We start from the raw sequence: 23,502 nt of genomic DNA, 5'->3' as shown, positions 1-23,502 counted from the left end.
TCCTTGCCAGGTCACGGTTGGACAACCGCGCCCGGCACCAACGGCAATTCAAGGCTGGCGATGAACCCGCCCTCGGGGTGATTGGCCAGCACCAGCGCACCACCATGGCGTTCGGCGGCGCGGCGGGCGATGGCAAGGCCCAGGCCATGGCCGGCGGCGGTCTGGCCCGGCGCGCGGTAGAACGGCTCGCCCAATTGCCCCAGGTGTTCGGCTTCCACCCCTGGGCCATGGTCACGCACGCTGATCAGGATCCGCTCCCCTTGGCGCACCGCGCGCATCTCGATCGGTTGCCCGGGCGGGTTGAAGCGCTGGGCGTTGCGCAGCAGGTTGTCCACGGCCCGTTCGATCATGGTCGGCCAGCCCTTGAGGGTCAGGTTCGGCTCAATGTCCAGTTGGACCGTTTGTTCCGGTGAGGCCAGTTGCGCGTCCTTTTGCAGGGCAACCAGCAGGCCGTCGAGGTCTACCTCTTCGGCGCTGGCGTTATCGGCATCGACCCGGGCCAATACCAGGATTTCGCTGATCAGCGCTTCCAGGCGGTCGCATTCGCGTGTCAGGCGCGGCCACAGGTTTTCCCGCTCCTGGGGAGCCGCCCGCTCGGCCAGAGCCAGCGCAATGCGCAGCCGGGCCAGGGGCGAGCGCAGCTCGTGAGAGACATCCCGCAGCAATTGGCGCTGACTGCCGATCAGGCTTTGCAAGCGTGCGCCCATGCGGTTGAAGTCTGTCGCCAGTACCCCGAATTCGTCCCGGCGATTGGCCAGTTTGGCGAGACTGTTCTGCTGATAGGTCGTCTGCCCCAGGTCATGCACGGCACCGCGCAGGCGACTCAACGGGCGAGTGATGGAAAGGGTCACCAGCAGGCTGAACAAGGTCAGCACCACCAGCGCGATTCCCAGGGCGCTCAGCGGCCACAGCAGGCTGCCGCGATGCCAGGCATCCAGCTCGGGGTGGGGGATGCGATAGATGAACAGGTACGTGTCGCCGGTCTTGCTGCTGGTGAACTCATCGGTCAGTCGCCGCCAGGGCAGGCGGCGGTCATCGTTGTTCTGACGTGCCTCGAAGGCCGCGGCGCGATGTGGAAAGGTGCCCCGCACCACGGGGTCGCCGCTTTCGTTGAGTACCTGAACGTCGATATGGTACTGACGCTTGCGTTGTTGCAGGATGCCTTGGGCGGCGTCTTCGCCCTGGCTTTCGTAGGTTTGCGTCCATTCTTCGGCCAGGGTGTTGAGGCCCGGATGACGGCTCAGTATCCAGGCGTCCTGGTTCAGCATGTGGCCCATGAGAATCGAAAGCCCTGCCACCAGGGTAATCGCCAGCCAGAAACTGGCCAGGATGCGCCAGAACAATGAACGCACGGTAAATCCTCGAAAACAAAGAAAGCCCAACGGTCATCAACCGTTGGGCCGGGATGCATCAGCGCATTATTGCGCTTTTTGTGGCTGTTGCGCTTTCCAGGCCTTGAACTCAGCCCATTCGGCGCGACGCTCGGCCTGTTTCTTCTGGATCGCGTCGAACTCTTTCTGCTGTTCAGGTTTGAGCAGGCCGCGGATCTGGGCATCGACTTTCTCGTGGCGAGCCTTCACTTCATCCTGCATGGCCTTCTGGTCGGCCGGCGATAGCTTCGCCAGGTACTTCTCGACCAGCTCCCGGCGTTCGTGGCGCTGTTCGCCCATGATCCGACGGATCTGCTGGCGCTGTTCGGGGGTCAGGTCCAGTTGGCTGTACGGACCTTTGTCGTGCATCTGGCCGTGACGCGGGCCGTCCATCGGCCCCATCGGACCGGCGCCTTCCGGCATGGCCATGGCGACGGTAGGCAGGGCGGTTGCGAACATCAGAGCGATGAGAGTCTTGCGCATGGTGTATCTCCTTGTCTCGTTCCCGGTCAGTTCCGGATGAGTGCAGATTACGCAGATCAAGGTCAGCGGCGGTCAGCGCAGGGTAAAGCTTGGGTAAAGAGGTCCTGGTGACGGGCTTACAAAACGGTCGAAGCGCAAGCTGTGACAAGCAGATGATTGCGGCGAGGGGATTTATCCCCGTCGGGCCGCGTAGCGGCCCCCCTGTGTTTATCCGATACATCGCAAGGCAGGCACGCCTTGGGAGCGCTTCGCCCCCCACCAGGGATAAAACGCCCTCCCCACAAAGGCATCATGGCCTCGGTCCAGGCAAGGAATCGGTGCAGTGTTCAGAGGCTGTAGTAATAGCCCCGACTGCGCAGGGCAACGATGCGCGGCCGGCCGTCAGGGTGGGGACCGATCTTCTTGCGCAGGTTGCTCACGTGCATGTCGAGGCTGCGGTCGTACAGGGTCAGCTTGCGGCCCAGGGCAATCTGCGCCAGTTCCTGTTTGTCCAGCGGCTCGCCCGGCTGCTTGAGCAGCGCTTCGAGCAGGCGGCTTTCGGATACGGTAAGCGTCTGTTCCTGTTCATCGATGCTGACCACGCCCCGTACCGGACTGAACGTCAGGTCACCCAGTTCGATCTGGCTGGATACGGCGGTGGGGTGGCTGCGGCGCAGCACTGCGCGCAGGCGGGCGGTCAGTTCCCGCGGATCGCAGGGTTTGGCCAGGTAATCGTCAGCGCCCAGCTCCAGGCCGAGGATACGGTCCAGGGGTTCGCCACGGGCCGAAAGCATCAGCACCGGCAGCTCGGGATGATCACTGCGCAATTGCTTGAGCAGTTCCAGTCCGCTGCCGTCGGGCAGCATCACATCCAGTACCACCGCCGCCGGTGCGGTTTCGGCCAGGGCCTTGCGGGCACTCTGGCCGTCATGGCAGGCCCGTACCAGGAAACCCTCCTGGCCCAGCCAACTGCCCAGAAGCTCGCACAGCTCCTGGTCATCATCAATCAGTAACAGCTCGCTCATGAATCACTCAATTTAGCCATTGCCGACGTTGTCTACGTCCACCGCTGGCAAAGATACCGCAGAGTACGGCCAATAGCGCTACCCCGGCGCCGATGACGAACCACTGCTGCTGGTCGGTCAGCAGGCGTGGCAGCGGGCTGGCCTGGGCTTCCTTGAGTTGCAGCTTCAGGCGCTGGTTCTCCTGGCGCAAGCGGCTCACCAGGGCGCTTTCACGTTCGTTGTTGGCGTTCTGCAATTGTTGGGTAAGCTCTTCGCGTACTCGCTCGCTGTCCTTCAAGCGTTGCTGCAGTTCGGTGAGCTGGCCGCCTGCGCTCAGGGACAGGGGCGTCGAGTGACTGCCCTCGGTGTGGTCTTCCCCGTGGGCGGGTGTCCCGATCGCCAACGTGATCCATAACAGGCACAACGGACCTTTGCGCATTGCCACTCCTGAATTCCAGTCGAGATTAGACAGAATAGGCTTTGTACGAAAAGTCGCCGAGCGCATGATCAGGCAAGCCCGTTATCAACGCAGCCAGATCGTCGCGAAGGCACTTTTTGTACAAAGCCCAAGCCTGGGCAGGTTGTCGGCAGGCAAACGAGAATAATGAGCAATTGAGCGCAATGAGCCACCCAGGCTCACTGCGCGAAGGGTCACGGCATGACTTGCTTGAACGGCTTGACCACGACATTGGCGTAGACGCCGGCGGTCACGAACGGATCGGCTTCGGCCCAGGCCTGGGCATCGGCCAGGGAAGGGAACTCGGCCACGATCAGGCTGCCGGTGAAGCCGGCGGCGCCCGGGTCGTTGCTGTCCACCGCCGGGTGCGGGCCGGCCAGCACGACACGACCTTCGGCCTTGAGCTGTTGCAGGCGTTCCAGGTGCTCCGGGCGGGCGGCCAGGCGTTTTTCCAGGGAATTGGCGACGTCGGTGGCAATGATTGCGTAGAGCATGTCAGTCCTCGGTTTTTGGCGTGGTGGGGTCGGCATCGTGCAGATGGCGGGACAGGTAGATACCTTGGCCGACCAGGAACAACAGCGTCATGCCCAGGCTGCCGAATACCTTGAAGTCGACCCAGTATTGCTGGAACGTGAACGCAACGAACAGGTTGGCCGCGCCGCAGAACAGGAAAAAGGCGATCCAGGCGATGTTGAGCCGGGTCCAGATCAGGTCCGGCAGGTTCACGGCGTGGCCCATGATGCGCTTGACCAGCAGGCGATCACCGATGAAGTGGCTGCCGATGAAGGCCAGGGCGAACAGCCAGTTGACCACCGGTGCTTTCCACTTGAGGAAGGTTTCGCTGTGGAAGGCCAGGGTCAGGCTGCCGAACACCAGGCAGGCGATCAGGGTCAGCCACTGGCTTTTTTCCAGTTTGCGCTGGGACACGAACAGCGCTCCATAGACCACCACGGAGCTGATGATCAGTACCGCGGTGGCGCTGTAGATGCCGCCTACGGTCAATGACTGACCGGCAATGTCGATGGCCCGGGGATCAAGTTTGTAGACGATGAAGAACAGCAGGAGCGGGATGAAGTCGATGAATTGTTTCACAATGGCAGCCAGAAGCAGGATGTGGCGGCATAATAACAAACATCCTTGGCCGCGATAGGGCCAGCTGATTCGAGGTAACACACCCCCGTGAATGTTGATTTGCACTGCCATAGCACGGCCTCCGATGGCGCCCTGGCGCCTGCGGTTCTGGTGGCGCGGGCGTTCGAGCACGGCGTGCGAGTCCTGGCCCTGACCGATCACGACACCCTCGAGGGCCTCGAAGAGGCCCGTGGCGCGGCGACGGCCCTGGGCATGCAACTGATCAACGGCGTCGAATTGTCCTGCACATGGGGTGGGGCGACCATTCACGTGCTGGGCTATGGTTTCGATGTCGACGCACCGTCGCTGGTCCGTGCCATCGCGCAATTGCGCGACGGCCGCTGGCTGCGTGCCGAAGAGATCGGCCGCAAGCTGGCCCTCAAGGGCATGCCTGGCGCCCTGGAGGGCGCGCGGCAGATCCAGCAGGAGCTGGGGGACAGCGGCAACGCACCGGCCCGGCCGCACTTCGCCGACTGGATGGTGCGCGAGGGGTTCGTCAAGGACCGCGCCGACGCCTTCCGCAAATGGCTGGGGGCCGGCAAGCTGGGGGACGTCAAGCAACATTGGCCGACGCTGGAGGAAACCGTCGAAACCCTGCGGGCCGCCGGTGCCTGGGTCAGCCTGGCGCATCCCTGGCATTATGATTTCACCCGTAGCAAACGCCGCCGCCTGATAGCCGACTATATTCAAGCAGGGGGCCATGCCATCGAGGTGGTCAATGGCCACCAGCCGGCCGAACAGGTCGGCAGCCTGGCGATCCTGGCCCGGGAATTCGGGCTGTTGGTGACCGCCGGCAGTGATTTCCATGGCCCGGGGGGCTGGTCCGAGATAGGCGAGTACCGCCCGCTACCCGAAGATCTGCCACCGCTTTGGTGTAGATTCAAACATGATCCCGTCGCCGTCTGAACAGGTAGAACACGTGAGTCAATTTTTCCAGATTCATCCGGAAAACCCGCAAGCGCGCCTGATCAAGCAGGCGGTGGAAATCATTCGTAGCGGTGGCGTGGTGGTCTATCCCACCGACTCTTCCTACGCCATCGGCTGCCAGATTGGCGACAAGAACGCCGTGGAGCGGGTCAGACGCCTGCGCCAATTGGACGACAAGCACAATTTCGCGTTGATCTGCAGCGATCTGTCGCAGCTGGGCCTGTTCGCCAAGATCGATACCGGCACCTTCCGCCTGCTCAAGGCCCATTTGCCGGGGCCTTACACCTTTATCCTCAACGCCACCCGTGAAGTACCGCGGCTGTTGTTGCACCCGAAGAAACGCACCATCGGCCTGCGCGTGCCGAGCCATCCCATTGCCCTGGCCTTGCTGGCGGAACTGGGCGAGCCGCTGATGAGCGTGACGCTGATCATGCCCGGCGAGACCGAGCCGATGACCGATCCCTATGAAATTCGCCAGGTGCTCGAACATCAGGTGGACCTGATCATCGACGGCGGTTTCGGCGGCATGAAGGCCTCCACCGTGATCAACCTGGCCGACGGTGAGCCGCAAGTGGTGCGCGTGGGCTGCGGCGACCCGACGCCGTTCATGGTCGAGGCCTGAATGTCGGCTGTGGAGACCGTGGTGGACACGACCGACAGCCAGGCAGGCGCCCAGCAGGAGCTGCCGTTCGCCATGGTCTATGGCCAGGCGGTCATGGAAATGCCCCTGGACTTGTACATTCCGCCGGATGCGCTGGAAGTATTCCTCGAAGCTTTCGAGGGGCCCCTCGACCTGCTGCTCTACCTGATCCGCAAACAGAACATCAATATCCTCGACATTCCGGTGGCGGAGATCACGCGCCAGTACATGGGCTACGTCGAGCTGATGCAGTCGGTACGCCTGGAACTGGCGGCCGAATACCTGGTCATGGCGGCCATGCTCGCGGAGATCAAGTCGCGCATGCTGCTGCCACGCTCGGCCGAGGTCGAGGAAGAAGAGGACGATCCCCGCGCCGAGTTGATCCGCCGCTTGCAGGAGTACGAACGTTTCAAGGTCGCGGCCGAAGGTCTCGATGGCTTGAACCGGGTCGGCCGGGATGTGGTGGTACCCAAGCTCGATGCGCCAGAAGCGCGGGCGCGCAAATTGTTGCCGGACGTGAGTCTGGAAGAACTGCTGATGTCCATGGCTGAAGTCCTGCGCCGCGGCGATATGTTTGAAAGCCACCAGGTCAGCCGCGAAGCGTTGTCCACCCGCGAGCGCATGAGCGATGTGCTGGAGCGGCTCAAGGGCGGCGGCTTCGTGCCGTTCGTGGAGCTGTTCACCGTCGAGGAAGGGCGCTTGGGAGTCGTGGTGACCTTCATGGCGATCCTGGAACTGGTCAAGGAATCCTTGGTCGAGCTGGTGCAGAATGAGCCGTTCGCCGCGATCCATGTGCGGGCACGAGCCGAATAACGAGCGAATCGATGAATCTGACTGAACCCCGTGAACTGGCGCCCTTGCTTGAAGCTTTCCTATTGGCTTCGGGAAAGCCGCAATCGATGGAGCGCCTGTTCGAACTCTTCGAGGAAGGCGAGCGGCCGGAGCCGGCCGTGTTCAAGAAAGCCTTGGCGCTGTTGGGCAAGTCCTGCGAGGGACGGGCCTTCGAACTCAAGGAAGTGGCTTCCGGCTACCGCCTGCAGATCCGCGAGAAATTCGCGCCCTGGGTCGGACGCCTGTGGGAAGAGCGACCGCAGCGCTACTCCCGGGCCATGCTCGAAACCATGGCGTTGATTGCCTATCGCCAGCCGATCACTCGGGGCGAAATCGAGGATGTCCGCGGCGTGGCGGTGAACAGCCATATCGTCAAGACGTTGCTGGAGCGTGAGTGGATCCGCGTGGTGGGTTATCGCGATGTACCCGGCAAGCCGGCGATGTTCGCCACTACCAAGGCATTCCTCGACCACTTCAACCTGAAGAACCTGGACGAGCTGCCACCGTTGGCCGAACTGCGTGAGCTGGAGCCCGAACCAGTGCTGGAGTTCGACGACGCCCCCGTGCCTCCAGGTCTGCAGGAACTGGCCGATGCCAGCGCCGAACCGGAGGAGCCCAGGGAAGAAACCAGTTTCCATTCGCTGTTGCTGGAACTGGACACAATGGAAGAAGGCCTCAAGACCGATTTCGATGACCTGCTGCGTGACGGTCCACCGGTAACGGAAGAGGAGGCGCCTGGCATTGAAAGCGAACCCCAGGCCGAACCCGAGCAGGATATCCTTGGCGTGGCCGAAGCCCGGGAGAAGCTGCTGGCTGCCGTGGCCGCCCTTGAACCGCGCGAGCCCGAACCCGAGCTGAGTGAAGAAGAGGCCGAAGCCCGCGCGCTGGCCGAAGCGATCGAAAACGAGCGGCGCCAGCTCGACGACTGATCAGGCTGCATCCCGTCGGAGCGGCAGTGCCAGCAGGAAATGACCATGAGTTCCACTAAAGACCCCTGCATCAGCCTCTGCAAGTTCGACGATGACATCTGCATCGGCTGTGGCCGCAGCAAGCGCGAGATCAAGGCCTGGAAGAAACTCGACAAGGACGACAAGCGCACCGTGCTCGCCGAGGCGGCGTTGCGGCTGATCAGGTTGGGCAGCACCGGTCGGCGGAAAAAGCGTTGACGGTGTATCGATCAGCTAGTCTGTGATGCGCAAACGCCTGAACGGGCGTATGATTCGCGACCCTTTGGCGAACCCTTCGCCGAACGACCCGTTTTCAAAGCGTCAGGCCTGACCTGACCGGAACACACCGGGAGGTGCCCAGCATGAAAGACCAAGACCAGAACGACACCCAGGAAATCGGCCCCGCAGGCGAGAAACTGCAAAAAGTCCTCGCCCGTATCGGCGTCGGCTCGCGCCGCGACGTGGAAGCCTGGATCACCCAGGGCCGGATCAAGGTCAACGGCAAGGAGGCCACCCTGGGCCTGCGCGTCGACTTGCATGACGCCATCACCATCGATGGCAAGGTGATCAAGCGCGAAGAGGCCGCCGAAACGGTGCGCCGCGTGATCATGTACAACAAGCCCGACGGCGAGATCTGCACCCGTGACGACCCGGAAGGCCGTCCGACCGTGTTCGACAAGATGCCGCGCCCAAAGGAAGGCCGCTGGATCAACATCGGTCGCCTGGACATCAACACCACAGGCTTGCTGATGTTCACCACCGACGGTGAACTGGCCAACCGCCTGATGCACCCGTCCTACGAGATGGACCGCGAGTACGCCGTGCGGGTCCGTGGTGAAGTCGACGATGAGATGATCGAGCGCCTGAAGGCCGGCGTGGTGCTGGAAGACGGCCCGGCGCGTTTCACCGACATCAAGCAGGCACCGGGCGGTGAAGGTTTCAACCACTGGTACCACTGCGTGGTCATGGAAGGCCGTAACCGTGAAGTCCGGCGTCTGTGGGAGTCCCAGGGGCTGGTGGTGAGCCGGCTGAAGCGTGTGCGTTTCGGTCCGGTGTTCCTCAACTCCGACCTGCCGATGGGCCGCTGGCGCGAAATGAGCCAGCAGGAAGTCGACATCCTGGCGGCCGAGGTGGGCCTCAAGCCTGTGGCCATGCCGCAGATGACCGCCAAGAGCAAGGACAAGCTGGAGCGGATGCAGCGCAAGTCCTCCCGTCCGATGGGCAAGACCGAACGTGTGCGCACCCTGCGCCCTGCGGCCGATGGCGCAACGGCTCCGCGCGCGCCCCGCGAGCCGCAGCTCGAAGGCGAACGCCCGGCCCGCAAGCCTGGGCCTCGCCAGGACGGCGAACGCGGCCCGCGTACGCCACGTCCGGCCATTGGCCGTACCGAGCGTGGCGAAGGTCGGGGCACGCCAGTGGCTGAGCGTCCGGCTGACGTCAAGCGTCCGGCCAAGCCAACCTCGAAGAAACGCCCGGGTATCACCCTGGTTGATCGCGATACGCCGTCTGGCAAGCGCCGTGGCGCCCCGGCCGGCAGCGGCCAGCGTCCTGGATTTGGACGTCGCAAACCGGAGTGAGGCCGTTCCAAGCCACACGCGGCATGAAAAAACGCCAACCGTTGGGTTGGCGTTTTTTTTTGCCCCACGTGCAACGTTTCTCTTAAAACACGAAGCGCCCGTCGAACATGGGTTCGTTGTCCAGCGCCAGCACACCGCTCTCGAAAATCAGATCCAGGTGATGACTGCCCTTGGCGCCGCCGCCGAGCCCCAGGTGCAGGCCGCAATGACGCTCCTCGAAACCGGCGTTGCGGGCGTAGAGGCTCTTGACCCCTTCGTTGGTGCCGATGCCCAGTTCCTCGATGCGACGGTTGGACGGATTGGCGTCCAGGTACCGGTTGAAATCGTGTTCCAGACCCGGTACGTCGGTGGCGATCTTCCGGATGGTGGAGTCTTCGATCCACAGCTCCAGCGGTGATTGCAGCACACCATACTTGCGCGCGAACGGAATAGTGCTGAGGAAGGTGCCGAGAAATTTTACCTGCCCATTGATGGTGTCGCTGTGGGTGGCGATTTCACCCGGCGCCAGGTCGAAGTTGCCGACGCCGTTGATGTCGGTCCATTTTTTCACGCTGCTCAGGGCAGTGTCGAAATACGAGCCGTGGTCATCCTGGAAACTCAGCGTGGTCGCTTGGGACATGCGCCGGATCAGGTGGCTGTTGAGTCCCGCGATGCGTTGTGGGATGACGCTGAAGGTGTCATAGAAATAATCGCCATAGTCCTTGAACAGCAGCGATTTTCTCCAGTTATCCGCCATCACGCCTTGCAGCGCACGGACAAAGTCCGGACCGTCGGGGCGCGGGTTGGGCAGGGTGGAGGAGTCATAGAAGAAAATGTAGAGGTCGCTTTGGGCAATTGCCTTGGACACACGCTCCGTGGTCTCGAGGTCCAGGCGCATGGCGCTGAACCGCAAAGGCGAGCTGCTTGCTGCCTGTTCGGCGATGGCACCGGTCAGTGCTTCATAGTCAGCGGTGTGGCCGAGTAGCACCTTGGCGGGCTGGATGCCGGCCAGGGCGGGGTGGTGTTCGAGGTAGTAAAGGAAATGTGAGATGGCTCGTTGCGTGTCCATGCTTATTCTTCCCTGACAGATTGATTGACTTCCTGACAACCCGAAAAAGTGGCGGAGCCGACCGGCCGGATCACCTCCGCCGGGTCGTGCTTACAGAGGCCACATCGCCGTGCCGAACGGAACGACGGCATCGGCTTGCATCATTTCAACGGCGGCTTCATGGGTTGGCGCTTCAAACCATTCGTCCAGTTGCAGTTCGGTTTCCAAGTCCTTGTCCAGTGCTTGCATAGTGAATCTCCTAGATGACTTTTACGGAAATTTGCGCAGCGTTCCGGTGAGTGAGAACTGACTGGAAGTGGCCTCGCAAAGGCTTGCCGGCAGATGCCTTGGCAAGTCGCTAAAACCTAGTCGAGGGTTTTTTGGAATGCAAAAAAAATTTTTCTATTTTTCGTGAATAAACTTTTTATTCCATTTTCAGTGATTTTTTTACCCTGAAAAAACAGTCACCTGGAAATGTTTTTTAATTAGGAAGCTTCCTACCGTCAATTTGCAGACGTCTTACAAGAAATTCCCATGTGGAAATTCTGCGTTACGCTCTGTAAAGAAATAATGACGAAAAGACGCCGTTCATCCGCCTCCTGACACGGCCTTCAAGGCATGTAAGAAAAAGATTCCAGGGCAGCCGCACGGCGCTCGATCAAAAGGGGTTCCAGTGCTTGTTTCCTCACGACAGGAAAGGTGAGATGCGCTCCATGCCTGTCGTGCAGGTGCATAACAAGAAGGAGGCGCAATGAACGCCGTAGCTCAACTCCATCCCTTGCGTCGTGGTGTTTCCACGTCGCTCACTTCGAGGGCTCGCAAGGGCCTGGACCTTGATTCGCAGCCGCCCGGGATCTTCGAGGCGGCCTCATGCGATCCCGGCAAATGACACGCTGATCCGGTGGTGTCTGGCAGCAGGGGGTCGGCGGTGTACAATGCGCCGCGTTTTACTGTGACCCTTCGCGTACCCACGCACCTTCAAGGTTATCCGCCTTGTTCACTCCGCCACGCCACAAGCGTGTCGGGTTCGATTTCGTCACAGATAAAAACAAACAGGTGACGCATGACCGTTGTAAGAACGCTGAATTCCTGGTGCCTGCGCTGGGGTTTGATCGGCGCCGCTTGAAATCCGATTCGAGTGGCAACGTCCTGACGAACATCATCAAACCTTGCGTGAGACCTTTTTCATGAGTGGACAAAACTCGCATTCAGGCGAGCTGAAACGCGGCCTGAAAAATCGACACATTCAACTGATCGCCCTCGGTGGCGCAATCGGCACCGGCCTGTTCCTCGGATCGGCGGGGGTGCTGAAGTCGGCCGGCCCGTCGATGATCCTGGGCTATGCCATCTGCGGCTTCATCGCATTCATGATCATGCGCCAGTTGGGCGAAATGATCGTCGAGGAGCCGGTAGCCGGTTCCTTCAGTCACTTCGCCCATAAGTACTGGGGCGGTTTCGCGGGCTTCCTGTCGGGCTGGAACTGCTGGATTCTGTATATCCTGGTGGGCATGTCCGAGCTGACGGCGGTGGGCAAGTACATCCACTACTGGGCGCCGGACATCCCGACCTGGGCCTCGGCGGCAGCATTTTTCATCCTGATCAACGCCATCAACCTGGCTAACGTCAAAGTCTTCGGCGAGGCCGAATTCTGGTTCGCCATCATCAAGGTCGTGGCGATTGTCGGCATGATTGCCCTGGGCAGCTACCTGCTGGTGAGCGGTCATGGCGGGCCGCAAGCCTCGCTGACCAACCTGTGGAGCCATGGCGGATTCTTCCCCAACGGCGTGAGCGGCCTGGTGATGGCGATGGCGATCATCATGTTCTCCTTCGGTGGCCTGGAAATGCTCGGCTTTACCGCCGCCGAAGCCGACAAACCGAAGACCGTGATTCCCAAGGCCATCAACCAGGTGATCTACCGGATCCTGATTTTCTATATCGGTGCCCTGGTGGTGCTGTTGTCCCTGACCCCCTGGGACAGCCTGTTGAGCACCCTCAACGCCTCCGGCGATGCCTACAGCGGCAGTCCGTTCGTACAGGTGTTCTCGATGCTGGGCAGCAACACCGCGGCGCACATCCTCAACTTCGTGGTGCTGACCGCCGCGTTGTCGGTGTACAACAGTGGCACCTATTGCAACAGCCGCATGCTGCTGGGCATGGCCGAGCAGGGAGACGCGCCTGCCATGCTGGCCAAGATCGACAAGCGTGGCGTGCCGGTGCGCTCGATCCTTGCCTCGGCGGCGGTGACCCTGGTGGCGGTGTTGCTCAACTACCTGATTCCGCAACACGCGCTGGAGTTGCTGATGTCCCTGGTGGTCGCGACCCTGGTGATCAACTGGGCGATGATCAGCTACTCGCATTTCAAGTTCCGCCAGCACATGAACCAGGCCCGCCAGACACCGCTGTTCAAGGCGCTGTGGTATCCCTACGGCAACTACATCTGCCTGGCGTTCGTGGTGTTCATCCTGGGCGTGATGTTGCTGATCCCCGGTATCCAGATCTCGGTCTATGCGATTCCGGTGTGGGTGGCGTTCATGTGGGTCTGCTACCTGGTCAAGAACAAGCGCAGTGCCAGGCAGGAATTGGTCGTGGCGCCTGCCAAGTAAGCACGAAACCCTGTGGGAGCGAGCTCGCTCGCGATGGTGGGTCAGCAATATCAAGGGTGACTGACACACTGCAATCGCGAGTAAGCTCGCTCCCACAGGGTTAGGCGTTGTCTGGGGTATTCGGGGTATCCTGAGCGTCCTGATACCGGACCCTTTCCCATGCTGGTGATTTCCAACACAGTGCACATTCCGGACGCCGAGATCGAATTGACGGCCATCCGTGCCCAGGGCGCCGGCGGGCAGAACGTCAACAAGGTGTCCAGCGCCGTGCACTTGCGCTTCGACATTCCGGCCTCGTCCTTGCCCGAGTTCTACAAGGAACGGTTGCTGGCCCTGCGCGACAGCCGCATTACCGGCGACGGTGTGCTGGTCATCAAGGCCCAGCAGTACCGCACGCAGGAACAGAACCGGGCTGACGCCCTGGCGCGCCTGACCGAACTGATTCTCGGTGCCATCAAGGTGGAGAAGAAGCGTCGCCCGACCAAACCGACCCTGGGCTCCAAGACCCGTCGCCTGGAATCCAAGACCCGTCGCGGCTCGATCAAGGCCGGGCGCGGTAAGGTGGACTTCTAATAGGATACTAGAGGGTAGCCCACTAGATTCGCTCCCGTTCCTCGCGATACCTCGGCGCCTGTCGGTACAGATAGATGCTCAATGCCAGCCCGCCCAGGGCCGCCAACGCAGCGAACAGAAAGATCGAGGCAAAGCCAAAACCCGCGGCAATGGCCCCAGCCAACGGTCCGGTGATCCCCAGCGATAAATCGATGAACAGCGAATAGGCACCCACCGCCGCGCCGCGGCTGGAAGCCGGTACCAGGTTGACCGCTTCCACCCCCAGGGCCGGAAATACCAGGGAAAAGCCGAACCCGCTCAACGCCGCGCCCGCCAATGCCCAATGGGCATCGGGTGCCAGCCACAACAGCAGCAGGCCCAGGGTCTCCACCGACAGGCAGGCAATCGCCACGCGGAAACCGCCCAGACGGTTGATCAGGTTGCCGAACAGCAAGCGTGCCCCGATGAAGCAGGCGCCGAACAGGCTCAGGCACAACACTGCGTTATCCCAATGTTGCGTCGCGTAATACAGCGTGATGAACGTTGCGATGGTGCCAAAGCCGATGGAGCCCAAGGCCAGGCCGCTACCATGCGGCAGGACGCGTCCCAGCACATGCATGAAGGGCAGCCGTTCGCCAGCGACGATGGGCGCGGCGGTTTTCGGCCAGGCCAATGCCACCCCCAGCACCGCCAGCAGGATGATGCTGACGCCCATGCTCCAGAGGCCCAGGGACTTGACCAACCACACCCCCAGCGGGGCGCCAATCGCCAGCGCGCCGTAGCTGGCGATGCCGTTCCAGGAAATCACCTTGGCGGTATTCGCCGCGCCGACCCGGCCGATGCCCCAGCCAATCGAGCCCGAACCTACCAGGCTTTCCGCGCTCCCCAGCACCAGGCGCCCGATGAGCAGGCTGATCAGGCTCAGGGTCGGCAACTCATGGGTCCAGGCGGATACCAGCATGAATACACCGCTCAGCCCGCACCCGGCAAGGCCGAACATGACGGCGCGCTTGCTGCCGAGGTTGTCGATGATTCGACCGGCGTAAGGACGGCTGAGGAGTGTCGCCAGGTACTGGACGCTGATCACCAGCCCGGCGATGACCGCGCCGAACCCCAGCTCGCCGTGGACGAAACCGGGCAGCACGGCCAGGGGAATGCCGATGTTCAGGTAGCCAATGAAGGTGAACAGGACGATGGAAACGACTTGCAGCGTGACCGCCAGGGGGCGCTGGGAATCTGACATGGGGAAAGGGTCCACGGAACAGCGAAATAGATAGGCTGCTTATGATAACGGCGGACGTGGTATCCAGGCGTGAAAAAGTAGAACTATTTGCCCCTCGCCGATCCGTCGTCGTCTTTCCCGGCTACCAGTTGCGTGGTCACCAGGGCGGCGATGGCATTTTCCTCGCTACCGAAACGCGCCAGCAGCGCAGCCTGTTTCTCGGGGGAAAGGCGTGTCCAGACATCGACCATTTTCTCGGCGGTGCCGATCAGTACGCTGGCCTGGGCTTCGCTGAAGGTAGATGTGTCGTCGGTCATGGCGGGACTCGGGTTCAGGCAGTGTGGAAAACGCATCTTAGCGTTTTCCACACGGTCTGGTGTTGCGGCTGGATCAGTGTGAATCAGTTTTCGCTGTCGGCCTGGCGGCGTTCGGCGGCTTCTTTGGGCTCGGGTTGGCGGGCGTCAGGTTGCCCCCCAGCTTGTCGCGTGGTCGTCTGCTCAGTTTCGTGCAGGCTTGGGAAGGGGAGATTGGGAATCTCGTGCATATCGCGCTCCTCGCAAAGTCTGTTGACAGATCGGGTAGATCCGCGCTTTTTCAAAGCCTGGGCAGGATACAGCAGGAGAAATGACAAAAAGACTTTTAAATCCCGTTCGGCCGACAAAAGGGCTTGTCCAGACAGGCCTATGCAAGCCCGCCGTCAGGCGCCAACAATCGGATGAACGGTGATCGCAAGCGCTCAAGAACGCGGATGACAGGTCGATGTTCAAGACATATCCCCGCATTCATGCCGTGACATGGCTTGCGCGAGACAAGGAAGTCCGGACGCACTGTTCGGGGCCTGGCCTTATCACTTCCTGGAGAGCTGCCTCCATGTTTCTGCAAAAATCCCTGAGAGCCCAGATTCTTGCTCTGCTGAGCGGGAGCCTGCTGGCGATGTTGCTGATCGCCCTGGCGTCCTTTCATTTCCTTTCCGATGGCATCCAGAACTATCGAAGCCTGATCGATGGGCCGCTGCGCGCCTCGCAGTTGATCGATGAGGCCAACCTGCAATTCAAGGTGCAGGTCCAGGAGTGGAAAAACGTGCTGTTGCGTGGCAAGCAACCGGCGGACCTGGATAAGTACTGGAAGCAGTTCGAGGATCGCCAGCGCGATGTCCAGGGGATCCTGGGAGAATTGATCGGGCGCGAAGGTGTACCGGCAACCATCAAGACCCGCCTTGAACAATTGCGCAGCGAACATCGTCAGTTGGGCGCGGCCTATCAGAAGGGCCGTGATGCTTTCGTCGCTGCGGGCGGCGATGCGGCGGCAGGCGACGCCGCAGTCAAGGGTGTCGACCGCGCAACCAGCGAGCAGATGAGCGAACTGGTCATCGAGCTTCGCAAGCTGAGCAAGGAGCAGTCGGTGCTGATCAGTGCCGGTGCCGATCGAACGATCCTGTCGGGCACCGCAATCATGCTGGTGTCGGGCCTGCTGATTGGTGTGTTCAGCCTGTGGCTGGTCAATCGCAACCTGGTACAGCCCATCCGGAGCCTGATTGCATACGTGACTCAACTGAGCCGCGGCCGTTTCGCCGAGCGAGTGGTCAGCCACCGCCAGGATGAACTGGGCGACCTGGCCCTGGCGGCCAATACCTTGCGTGATTTTCTCGCCGAAACTTTCTCGCGCTTGCAGCGCAGTGCTTCGGAGCTGGACAGCGCCAGCGGCGAACTCAATGCCATCGCCGGCCTGATGAGCCAGGGCACCAACGAGCAATTCGAACGTACCGACCAGGTCGCCACGGCGATGAACGAGATGTCCGCCACTGCCCAGGAGGTGGCGCGCCACGCCGCCGACGCCGCGCGGGCGGCCGACGATGCCGATCATTCGGCGCAGCAGGGCGAGAAGGTCATGCAGGGAACCATCCATACCATCACACGCATGCGCGGCGAAATCGCCAATACCGCCACGGTGATCCGCCAGCTGGAAACCGACAGCGGGCGCATCGGCAAAGTGCTCGAAGTAATTCGCGGCATCGCCGAACAAACCAATCTGCTGGCCCTCAACGCGGCCATCGAAGCGGCCCGTGCCGGTGAGGCCGGGCGCGGCTTCGCGGTAGTGGCCGATGAAGTGCGCAGCCTGGCGCAGCGTACGGCCTCTTCCATCATCGAGATCAACCAGATCATCCAGACCGTGCAAACCGGCGCGGTGGACGCGGCCCAGGCCATCGAAAGCGGCCAGACCCGCAGCGAGGAAAGCGTGCAACAGGTGACCCAGGCTGGAGCCATGCTCGAACGTATCACCCAGGCTGTGGAGGCGATCCGCGACATGAACCGCCAGATCGCCACGGCTGCGGAAGAACAGACGTCGGTGGCCGAGGATATTTCGCGCAACCTGACCGAAATCACCTGTATCGCCAGCACCAACCTGGACAACGTACAGCGCACTGAAACCGCCAGTAGAGGCCTGCATGGCTTGTCGGGGCAGTTGAACGAAGTGACGGCGCGGTTGAGTGCCTGACCTGCTTTATCCGGGCAGGCTGTCGCAGTCGTGGCGAGGGGGGATCGCTCTCGCCACGACTGATTCCGGCGCACCGTCGCCTCAGGACGTTGGCAAGGCCTGGCTCAATAGTCGCGTCGCTTACGGAACGCCCATCGACCGGCGATCAGTGTGAAGGTCGCCACCAGCACTACCAGGACCCAGAAACCTTCGGGATCGTCTGCAAGGGGCACGCCGCCGACGTTCATGCCAAAGAAACCGGCGATGATGTTGATGGGCAAGGCCAGTACCGTGACCACCGTCAGGGTGAACAGGGAACGGTTGGTCTGTTCGTTGAGATTGGCGGCGATTTCTTCCTGCAGCAGCTTGATCCGCTCGCTCAACGCGGTGAGGTCGTTGATGATCAGGGCAAACTCCTCAGTGGATTTGCGCAGTTCCTTGACGTCTTCTTTCTGCAACCACTGCGGCGGGCGGTTGAGCAGGCGCAGCAGCGAACCCGGTTCCAGGGCCAGCAGCCGTTGCAGACGCACCAGTACCCGGCGGTTGGCGCCCAGTTCGGCGCGGTTGGTTGAAAGTCGCGACGACAGCAGCTCATCCTCGATCTGGTCGACGCTGAGGCTGGTCTTGCGCACGATCTGAGTCAGCACTTCGCCCTGATCGCGTAGCAAGTGCACGAGCAATTCCAGTGGCGAGCGAAAGCATTCGCCGGCCTTGACCGAAGAGCGCAGCTTGTCCACCGAGTGCAGGGGTTGCAGGCGTGCGCTGACAATCAATCGGCTGTGCACGCAAACCCACAGGGTGGAGACGTCCGAGGAAACCATGCTGCTGAGGTTGAACACCACGTCGTTGACCACTGCCAGCAGCGCCGAATCGACATGCTCGATGCGGGTCGAACGCGAGCCTTCATGCAAGGCTTCGAAAAATTCCTGTGGCAGGCGCAGATGGCTTTTCATCCAGCGTTCGCACGCCGCGTGGGCCAGGTTCAGGTGCAGCCAGAGGAATGCATTGTCGTCTTGCGATTGCTGCAGATATTGCAGGGCCTGCGCCGAGTCGATCTCCCGCCCGCGTTCGCCGGGTTTGAAACGAAATCCATAGAGCAGGCCGAACAGGTCCGGGTCGCGATGGCTTTGGTCGAGGCTGTGGTTCATGAGGTCTCGCTGGCGGGAAGTGCCTGTGGCATCCACAGGTTCACTTGAGGCCATCATCGCAAGCTTTCTTGATGGTTGTGTGACAGTTGGACGGCAAGGGTATGGCCTGAAAGAGCCGGGTTGCGCAATGGAGTTACAAGTTCTTTCACCTGGAAAAAACAAAGCCGCACAACTCGAAAGTTGTGCGGCTTTTATTGTCTTGCCTGCGAATTATCTGTCTTGCTTGTTGCTGAGGACTTTGCCGGTTGTCGCATCGAAGTCGACATCGAACTCTTTGCCGTCGGCGGTTTTCAGTTCCACTTCATATTCGTAACCATTGAAGTGGTTATCCAGGTCAGTGTCGGTGATGGTGGCGCCCGGGTGCAGTTTCAGGGCTTCCTCATTCATCGACTCCAGGGATTTGATCTTGCCTTCCTTGACCAGTTGTGGAACCTGGTCGATGCGTACGTCCGCTTGGGCCAGGCCAGCGGTGAGGGTCAGGGCGGCGGCGGTGAACAGGGCAGTCAAAGTTTTCATAAGTTCTTTCCTTGGTGTCATCGAAAGGGTGTGTTGTTTAAGTGGGCTCAGGCTAACTCTGGCAACTTAATTCACCCTTAATTTCAAAAGAATCAAGAAAAGCGCAGAACAAGGCCTATGGGCCCAATGTGTTCAACCCATAGGCTGACGTAGTTTAGTAACCGTTCTTCTCCAGCAACTGCACGACGCTGCCAGTCTCAGGACGCTTGAAGTACTTGAGCAGTTCACTGGCGCGGTTGGTAAAGATGCCATCCACGCCGGCATCCATCACCTTCTTGAAATCCACGGCTTCGTCCACGGTGTAGACGTGCACCAGCAAGCCCTGGTCATGGGTGTACTGGTTCATCCAGGGTTGTACCAGGTCCGCATAGCTCTGGCTGCCCCCATGGGTCAACGCCGCGGAAGGGCCTGTGCCGATGGCGCCCTGGTCCTTGGCGTAACGTACCCATTTCTCGAATTCGGCTCGGTCCTTGGGCTCCTGCCTGGCGTAATAGACCGCCTTGTCCGTTTCGCCGGACTCGGCGAACGTCACCTTGGATTTTGGCTCGATATTGCCTTCGCCTACCCACAGCAACAGGACCTTGGGCACTTTCGGCATTTCTTTGTGCAGCAGTTCCAGGCTGCTCTTCTCGAAGGTCTGCAAGACCACCTTGCCCTTGCCCTGGCCCACGCCGGTCGCGCTCTTGGCCAGCTTGGACCCGGCCGGGCTCAGCCAGCCACGGTCCTGCAGCTTGTCCTTCAGGTCGCGTTCGATACCCGGGAACAGTTTCGGCTCCTTGGTTTCGATGTACAGCCCGGGCTTCTGGGCCGGATTGCCTTCGGCGATGTTGATGACTTCATCGAGGGTCAGGATTTTCAGCCCTGCGAACGCAGGGCGCGCCCGATCCGGGTAGGCGGCATTGAACCAACTGCCAGCGTCGAGGGTTTTGAGTTCCGCCATGGTGAACGCATTGGCGGGGCTGTCCTTGCGTTCGGGAAACCTGGTCGCGACGTCCGTGGTGCGCAGCAGGCTGTCATCATGCAGGACGAAGAGCACACCGTCCTTGCTGCGTTGCAGATCCAGCTCCAGGTAATCGGCGCCCAGGTCGCGGGCCAGCTTGTAGGCCGCGGCGGTGGATTCCGGCGCGTCGAATGAAGCGCCACGGTGGGCGATCACTGCCGGATGGGGGATGCCCTGGAGGGTCGCCAATGCCTTGGGAGTCGAGGCCTCGGCTGCGTGTGTCTGACCGAAGCCGAGCAACAGGCTCAACATCAAGGCGCTGCGGGTGAAGGTAACAGGCATGCTCGAGTTCCTTTCGTAGGTTCGCAAAAACCTATCTTTTAACAACTCGATGCGCCGAACGCTATCGCCAGACCGACACAAAGCTGCGTAAAGCAGATTTTTCCCACGGCTTTTCAGGCGGCTTTGCAGTACTCTTGGCGGCAACAGTTTCCCCGGCAGAGGGAGACCTGAACACAATCGCTTGCCCTGCGTGTAAACCATCGATCAGACGTCCCACGGGACGCATCCATGAGGTTTACCATGCGCACCACTTCGACCTTCATCTGCCAGGCCGCCGATCAGCTCCAGGGTTTTGTCGGCCTGAACCGCAAGACCGGCCAGTACATCGTGCGTTTCAGCGAAGACGCCTTCGGCATGGACGTGGCCGACGACGGCATTATCCCCACCAGCGAATTCGTCTGGGCCCCTGCCGCCCAAGGCACCATGATCCTGAAGCGCGAGCGGATCCAGTTGCTGCTGGACCAGAACATCGACGATCGGATCAACCTTACCGAACCCCTGCGGGTGTACATGGCACGTAGTGACCTGCCGGAGATCATGGCGGTGCGTCAGTTGGTGAACGGCTGAACCGGGCGGATATCGGCAATCGCGTGGTGTTGGGCAGGTCCCTCACCACGGGGGCAAGAAGCGCGCTCAGACCTGGCGCTGGAACGCATATTCCCGTTCGACCTTGCACACCCGCGTGTGGAAATGGGTGTACCAGGTGACGCGACCGCGCTCCTGGATTGCACGATGTTCAGGATGCCGCTTCCAGCTCTGGATCGCCGCTTCGCTGCTCCAGTAGGAAACCGTGATGCCCAGGCCGTCCTCGCCACGGGCCGATTCGACGCCGAGAAAACCCGGCTGTTCCCTGGCCAGCGCCAGCATGCGCTCGGCGGCTTCGGCGTAGTCTTGGTCTGCATCGGTGCGCAGGGAAGTGAAGATAACGGCGTAATAATGTTCACTCACGGGGCTACGCTCCGGCAGGCTTCGACAAATGCATTGACCAGCGGCGGGATGCGGTTTTCCAAGGCCGCGCGCTCAGGCTGGAACAGCGTGGCGACAAAGAACGGATGCCCCCGCAGTTCCACGGCGCGCAGCTCGCCGGCCGGATCCCTGGCGACGGCGTACAGCGGTCCGTCCAATAGCTCCTTCTCGAACTGCGGATTGACGCCGAAGCGGCACCGATACCCTTCGAACACCGTCTGGCGACCATAAGCCTTGGCCGTAAATGAGTCCGCTACGAGCCCAAGGCTGTCGATGGTTTCGATCAGAGCACAGCTCAGCGGTGTCAGCAGGATGCGTTCGGCTTGCGGGGCGGTTTCGCCATGGACGGCATCGGCCCAGCCCATGACGTTGCGGGCATATTCCAGCATCGCATGTTGGAAACCGCCGCAGGTGCCCAGGAAAGGGCGACCCTGTTCGCGGGCAAAACGAATGGCGTCCAAGGCCCCGGTTTCGTTTCGGTAAGGACTGCCGGGCACGCACCAGATGCCGTCGAAGCCTTCCAGAACGCTCCCATGACTGATGGATTCCGTTGCCAGCCATTGGAAACTCACGAGCTGGCCGGTTTGCTGGCCAATCATCTCCAGGGCCAGGGGAATGGCCCGGTGGGCGATTATCTGCGGGTCATGATCGCCGACAAGGGCGATGTGCGAAGGACGCTGTTTTTCCATGGGGAGGCCTGCCGCTTGTTGATTCCTGGCCGCCACTATAGATTGGCGTTCACGCAATCAATATTGGCGTTTACCCAAGTGCTCAATGCATCGACGCAATATCGCCTGGACTATCCCGACCTGTCCCTGATTCTGGCGCTGGTGCGTGGCGGCTCCCTGGCTCGGGCCGCACGGCTGTTGCAGGTGGACGTATCGACGGTGTTTCGTTCGGTGCGTCGGCTTGAGGCGTCGCTGGGACAGCCACTGTTCGAGAAGAGCCGTGCCGGGTATTTGCCCACGAGCCTGGCACAGGCATTGTCCGAACAGGCCGAGCGTGCCGAGCAAGCCCTGGAAGCTGCGCGTATCGGCGTGGAGCAGGGCGGGGAGGTGGTCAGCGGCACGGTGCGGTTGACCTGTACCGACTCGGTCCTGCAAGCGCTGTTACTGCCTGCTCTGGCGAGGTTCATGCCCGCCTATCCGGCGTTGCACCTGGAACTGAGTACGTCCAACGACTTCGCCAACCTGAGTCGCCGCGACGCTGATATCGCATTGCGATTGACCCGCACGCCACCGGAGCACCTGGTCGGCCGACATCTGGGTGATGTGACCTTCCGGGTATGTGCGAGCCCGTCTTACCTGTGCGCTGTGACTTCGGATGACCTGGCAGCAATGACCTGGATCGCGCCCGACGACTTCCTGCCCGACCACCCCACCGTGACCTGGCGCCGCCAGCATTTTCCCGGCGTGATACCGGCTTATTGCTGCAACAGCATGCTCTCGGTCACCGAGCTGGTGCGCGCCGGCCTGGGCATCGCGGCGCTGCCGGACTTCCTGGTCGACGACGCCCAGGGCCTCACGTCCTTGGGTGAACCGTTGGCTGGCTACGACACGGCGCTTTGGCTCCTGACCCGGCCAGACTGCCGGGCCTTGCGCTCGGTGGTGACGTTGTTCGATGAACTGGGGCGTAGCGTGCGGCTGCGTTGAGTATCAACGCTGGTAATGGGCCAGGAACATGTCGAGGGCCGATTCAACCACCTGGGTCTGTTGCTCAGCGGTCAGGCCAGGTTGGCCCATGGAAATCTGCGGCCAGAAGGCGAACGTCTTGATCAGCCCGTGCATCTGCTGGGCGGCAAAGGCCGGCTCCACAGCTTTCAACCGGCCATCGGCCTGGGCCTGGCGAATCCAGGCCGTCAGGCCTTCTTCACGCTGTCCCATGCGCGCAACCATGTTCTGTGCCCGCTCGGGAGAATGGATCGTTGCGGCGATGGCGATGCGCGCCAGGTCGAGGAAGTTATCGTCCGCCAGCATGTGCAGTTTGGCTTGCAGCAATCGACGAAGCTGCTCGCGCAGAGGCCTGTCGGGGTCGTAGGCGGTTTCCTGCTCTGCCGTCACGCTGTTCCATAACCGGTTCAGGATCTCAGCGAAAAGTTCTTCCTTGCTCGGAAAGTGGTTATACACCGTGCGCTTCGACACACCGGCCGTTGCCGCGATCTTGTCCATGCTGGTGATATCGAAACCACTGCTGCGAAATTCGGCAATGGCGGCCTCCAGGATGGCTTCGCGTTTTCGGTCGGTGAGGCGCTGCGGTACGGTCATGTGTAAAAATAGTCCAGAAAAGATAAGTTACACTCAGTGGTTTACTTGTTGTCGGCAGTGATGCAGTCTGCAACCTACACCGGTCGGTGTAGTTTTACCAT

28 protein-coding genes and 1 pseudogene are annotated in these 23,502 nt (G+C 61.2%); 12 read left to right on the top strand and 17 right to left on the bottom strand.

Features of this window, described 5'->3' with window-relative positions:
- Positions 1-11: 11 nt before the first annotated feature.
- The 6 genes from BT179_RS23790 to BT179_RS23765 all read right to left on the bottom strand — a co-directional run bounded on the left by BT179_RS23790 (position 12) and on the right by BT179_RS23765 (position 4,385).
- Positions 12-1,352: a sensor histidine kinase gene (locus BT179_RS23790; protein WP_072394967.1), complete on the bottom strand. Its 1,341-nt coding sequence runs from the start codon at positions 1,350-1,352 to the stop codon at positions 12-14.
- A gap of 66 nt (positions 1,353-1,418) precedes the next feature.
- The gene (locus tag BT179_RS23785; RefSeq protein WP_072394966.1) at positions 1,419-1,853 is read right to left on the bottom strand and encodes a Spy/CpxP family protein refolding chaperone; all 435 of its coding nucleotides are present in this window, start codon (positions 1,851-1,853) and stop codon (positions 1,419-1,421) included.
- A gap of 326 nt (positions 1,854-2,179) precedes the next feature.
- Complete coding sequence (locus tag BT179_RS23780; protein WP_072394964.1) at positions 2,180-2,857, bottom strand: response regulator transcription factor; 678 nt, start codon at positions 2,855-2,857, stop codon at positions 2,180-2,182.
- Between the two features lie 7 nt (positions 2,858-2,864).
- A complete protein-coding gene (locus tag BT179_RS23775; RefSeq protein ID WP_072394962.1) occupies positions 2,865-3,275 on the bottom strand; it encodes an SH3 domain-containing protein in 411 nt (136 codons plus the stop codon).
- Positions 3,276-3,487: 212 nt separating this feature from the next.
- The gene (locus BT179_RS23770) at positions 3,488-3,787 is read right to left on the bottom strand and encodes a YciI family protein (protein ID WP_072394959.1); all 300 of its coding nucleotides are present in this window, start codon (positions 3,785-3,787) and stop codon (positions 3,488-3,490) included.
- Position 3,788: 1 nt separating this feature from the next.
- A complete protein-coding gene (locus BT179_RS23765) occupies positions 3,789-4,385 on the bottom strand; it encodes a septation protein A (RefSeq protein WP_072394957.1) in 597 nt (198 codons plus the stop codon).
- 87 nt (positions 4,386-4,472) lie between these two features.
- Between BT179_RS23765 and BT179_RS23760 the strand changes: the two genes are divergently transcribed.
- The 6 genes from BT179_RS23760 to rluB all read left to right on the top strand — a co-directional run bounded on the left by BT179_RS23760 (position 4,473) and on the right by rluB (position 9,346).
- Positions 4,473-5,330, top strand: coding sequence for a PHP domain-containing protein (locus BT179_RS23760; RefSeq protein WP_072394955.1), 858 nt, complete (start codon positions 4,473-4,475; stop codon positions 5,328-5,330).
- Between the two features lie 13 nt (positions 5,331-5,343).
- Positions 5,344-5,973, top strand: coding sequence for an L-threonylcarbamoyladenylate synthase (locus BT179_RS23755; RefSeq protein ID WP_072395442.1), 630 nt, complete (start codon positions 5,344-5,346; stop codon positions 5,971-5,973).
- A 132-nt stretch (positions 5,974-6,105) separates the two neighbouring features.
- Positions 6,106-6,804, top strand: coding sequence for a segregation and condensation protein A (locus tag BT179_RS23750; RefSeq protein ID WP_172834660.1), 699 nt, complete (start codon positions 6,106-6,108; stop codon positions 6,802-6,804).
- 11 nt (positions 6,805-6,815) lie between these two features.
- Entirely contained in the window at positions 6,816-7,751 is a 936-nt protein-coding gene (gene scpB / locus BT179_RS23745) for an SMC-Scp complex subunit ScpB (protein ID WP_072432010.1), read from the top strand.
- A 45-nt stretch (positions 7,752-7,796) separates the two neighbouring features.
- The gene (locus BT179_RS23740) at positions 7,797-7,988 is read left to right on the top strand and encodes a DUF1289 domain-containing protein (RefSeq protein ID WP_072394949.1); all 192 of its coding nucleotides are present in this window, start codon (positions 7,797-7,799) and stop codon (positions 7,986-7,988) included.
- A 143-nt stretch (positions 7,989-8,131) separates the two neighbouring features.
- Positions 8,132-9,346 carry a 23S rRNA pseudouridine(2605) synthase RluB gene (gene rluB, locus BT179_RS23735; RefSeq protein ID WP_072394947.1) on the top strand — a complete coding sequence of 405 codons (1,215 nt, stop codon included), beginning with the start codon at positions 8,132-8,134 and terminating at the stop codon, positions 9,344-9,346.
- A gap of 82 nt (positions 9,347-9,428) precedes the next feature.
- Here rluB and BT179_RS23730 read toward each other — a convergent pair whose 3' ends face one another.
- Entirely contained in the window at positions 9,429-10,394 is a 966-nt protein-coding gene (locus tag BT179_RS23730) for a CgnE/CgnB domain-containing protein (protein ID WP_072432011.1), read from the bottom strand.
- A gap of 90 nt (positions 10,395-10,484) precedes the next feature.
- A complete protein-coding gene (locus BT179_RS26830; protein ID WP_003178782.1) occupies positions 10,485-10,622 on the bottom strand; it encodes a hypothetical protein in 138 nt (45 codons plus the stop codon).
- Between the two features lie 938 nt (positions 10,623-11,560).
- Here BT179_RS26830 and BT179_RS23720 point away from each other — a divergent pair.
- Positions 11,561-12,976: an amino acid permease gene (locus tag BT179_RS23720; RefSeq protein WP_072432012.1), complete on the top strand. Its 1,416-nt coding sequence runs from the start codon at positions 11,561-11,563 to the stop codon at positions 12,974-12,976.
- Positions 12,977-13,135: 159 nt separating this feature from the next.
- Entirely contained in the window at positions 13,136-13,549 is a 414-nt protein-coding gene (arfB, locus tag BT179_RS23715) for an alternative ribosome rescue aminoacyl-tRNA hydrolase ArfB (protein WP_072394939.1), read from the top strand.
- Between the two features lie 22 nt (positions 13,550-13,571).
- Here arfB and BT179_RS23710 read toward each other — a convergent pair whose 3' ends face one another.
- The 3 genes from BT179_RS23710 to BT179_RS26635 all read right to left on the bottom strand — a co-directional run bounded on the left by BT179_RS23710 (position 13,572) and on the right by BT179_RS26635 (position 15,411).
- A complete protein-coding gene (locus BT179_RS23710; protein WP_072432013.1) occupies positions 13,572-14,771 on the bottom strand; it encodes an MFS transporter in 1,200 nt (399 codons plus the stop codon).
- Between the two features lie 83 nt (positions 14,772-14,854).
- A complete protein-coding gene (locus BT179_RS23705) occupies positions 14,855-15,103 on the bottom strand; it encodes a hypothetical protein (protein ID WP_072394935.1) in 249 nt (82 codons plus the stop codon).
- 47 nt (positions 15,104-15,150) lie between these two features.
- On the bottom strand, positions 15,151-15,411 hold the full coding sequence (locus BT179_RS26635; RefSeq protein WP_143007945.1) for a hypothetical protein: 261 nt from the start codon (positions 15,409-15,411) through the stop codon (positions 15,151-15,153).
- A gap of 98 nt (positions 15,412-15,509) precedes the next feature.
- On the opposite strand from BT179_RS26635, the pseudogene BT179_RS27340 reads away from it, so the two are divergent.
- A pseudogene (locus tag BT179_RS27340) lies at positions 15,510-16,313 on the top strand (hypothetical protein); the annotation flags it as partial.
- Between the two features lie 165 nt (positions 16,314-16,478).
- Positions 16,479-17,246 carry a methyl-accepting chemotaxis protein gene (locus BT179_RS27335; protein WP_371128597.1) on the top strand — a complete coding sequence of 256 codons (768 nt, stop codon included), beginning with the start codon at positions 16,479-16,481 and terminating at the stop codon, positions 17,244-17,246.
- A gap of 104 nt (positions 17,247-17,350) precedes the next feature.
- Here the strand turns inward: BT179_RS27335 and BT179_RS23695 are convergent, their stop codons facing one another.
- From BT179_RS23695 to BT179_RS23685, 3 genes are all read right to left on the bottom strand, one after another.
- A complete protein-coding gene (locus tag BT179_RS23695) occupies positions 17,351-18,373 on the bottom strand; it encodes a transporter (protein WP_072395429.1) in 1,023 nt (340 codons plus the stop codon).
- A gap of 210 nt (positions 18,374-18,583) precedes the next feature.
- Positions 18,584-18,889: a PepSY domain-containing protein gene (locus tag BT179_RS23690; protein WP_072394931.1), complete on the bottom strand. Its 306-nt coding sequence runs from the start codon at positions 18,887-18,889 to the stop codon at positions 18,584-18,586.
- 154 nt (positions 18,890-19,043) lie between these two features.
- Positions 19,044-20,171, bottom strand: coding sequence for a glycerophosphodiester phosphodiesterase (locus tag BT179_RS23685; protein ID WP_072394929.1), 1,128 nt, complete (start codon positions 20,169-20,171; stop codon positions 19,044-19,046).
- 240 nt (positions 20,172-20,411) lie between these two features.
- Between BT179_RS23685 and BT179_RS23680 the strand changes: the two genes are divergently transcribed.
- Positions 20,412-20,738: a DUF2025 family protein gene (locus tag BT179_RS23680; RefSeq protein WP_072394927.1), complete on the top strand. Its 327-nt coding sequence runs from the start codon at positions 20,412-20,414 to the stop codon at positions 20,736-20,738.
- Positions 20,739-20,804: 66 nt separating this feature from the next.
- On the opposite strand, the gene BT179_RS23675 is transcribed toward BT179_RS23680, so the two are convergent.
- Together BT179_RS23675 and BT179_RS23670 are read right to left on the bottom strand one after the other, a co-directional pair.
- Positions 20,805-21,119: an antibiotic biosynthesis monooxygenase family protein gene (locus BT179_RS23675; protein ID WP_072432014.1), complete on the bottom strand. Its 315-nt coding sequence runs from the start codon at positions 21,117-21,119 to the stop codon at positions 20,805-20,807.
- Positions 21,116-21,826, bottom strand: coding sequence for a CTP synthase C-terminal region-related (seleno)protein (locus BT179_RS23670; RefSeq protein WP_072432015.1), 711 nt, complete (start codon positions 21,824-21,826; stop codon positions 21,116-21,118). Before BT179_RS23670 ends, BT179_RS23675 begins: the two co-directional genes overlap by 4 nt.
- A 15-nt stretch (positions 21,827-21,841) precedes the next feature.
- Here BT179_RS23670 and BT179_RS23665 point away from each other — a divergent pair, with 15 nt between their 5' ends.
- Positions 21,842-22,789, top strand: a complete 948-nt coding sequence (locus tag BT179_RS23665; protein WP_072394921.1) for a LysR family transcriptional regulator — start codon at positions 21,842-21,844, stop codon at positions 22,787-22,789.
- Positions 22,790-22,792: 3 nt separating this feature from the next.
- Here BT179_RS23665 and BT179_RS23660 read toward each other — a convergent pair whose 3' ends face one another.
- Complete coding sequence (locus tag BT179_RS23660; RefSeq protein WP_072394919.1) at positions 22,793-23,401, bottom strand: TetR/AcrR family transcriptional regulator; 609 nt, start codon at positions 23,399-23,401, stop codon at positions 22,793-22,795.
- Between the last annotated feature and the right edge of the window lie 101 nt (positions 23,402-23,502).

Origin of the sequence: Pseudomonas sp. NFACC43, assembly GCF_900119645.1 — a bacterium.
Lineage (GTDB): Bacteria > Pseudomonadota > Gammaproteobacteria > Pseudomonadales > Pseudomonadaceae > Aquipseudomonas.
Note: the sequence above shows the minus strand (reverse complement) of the source record. Positions and strands in the feature narration are given on the sequence as shown.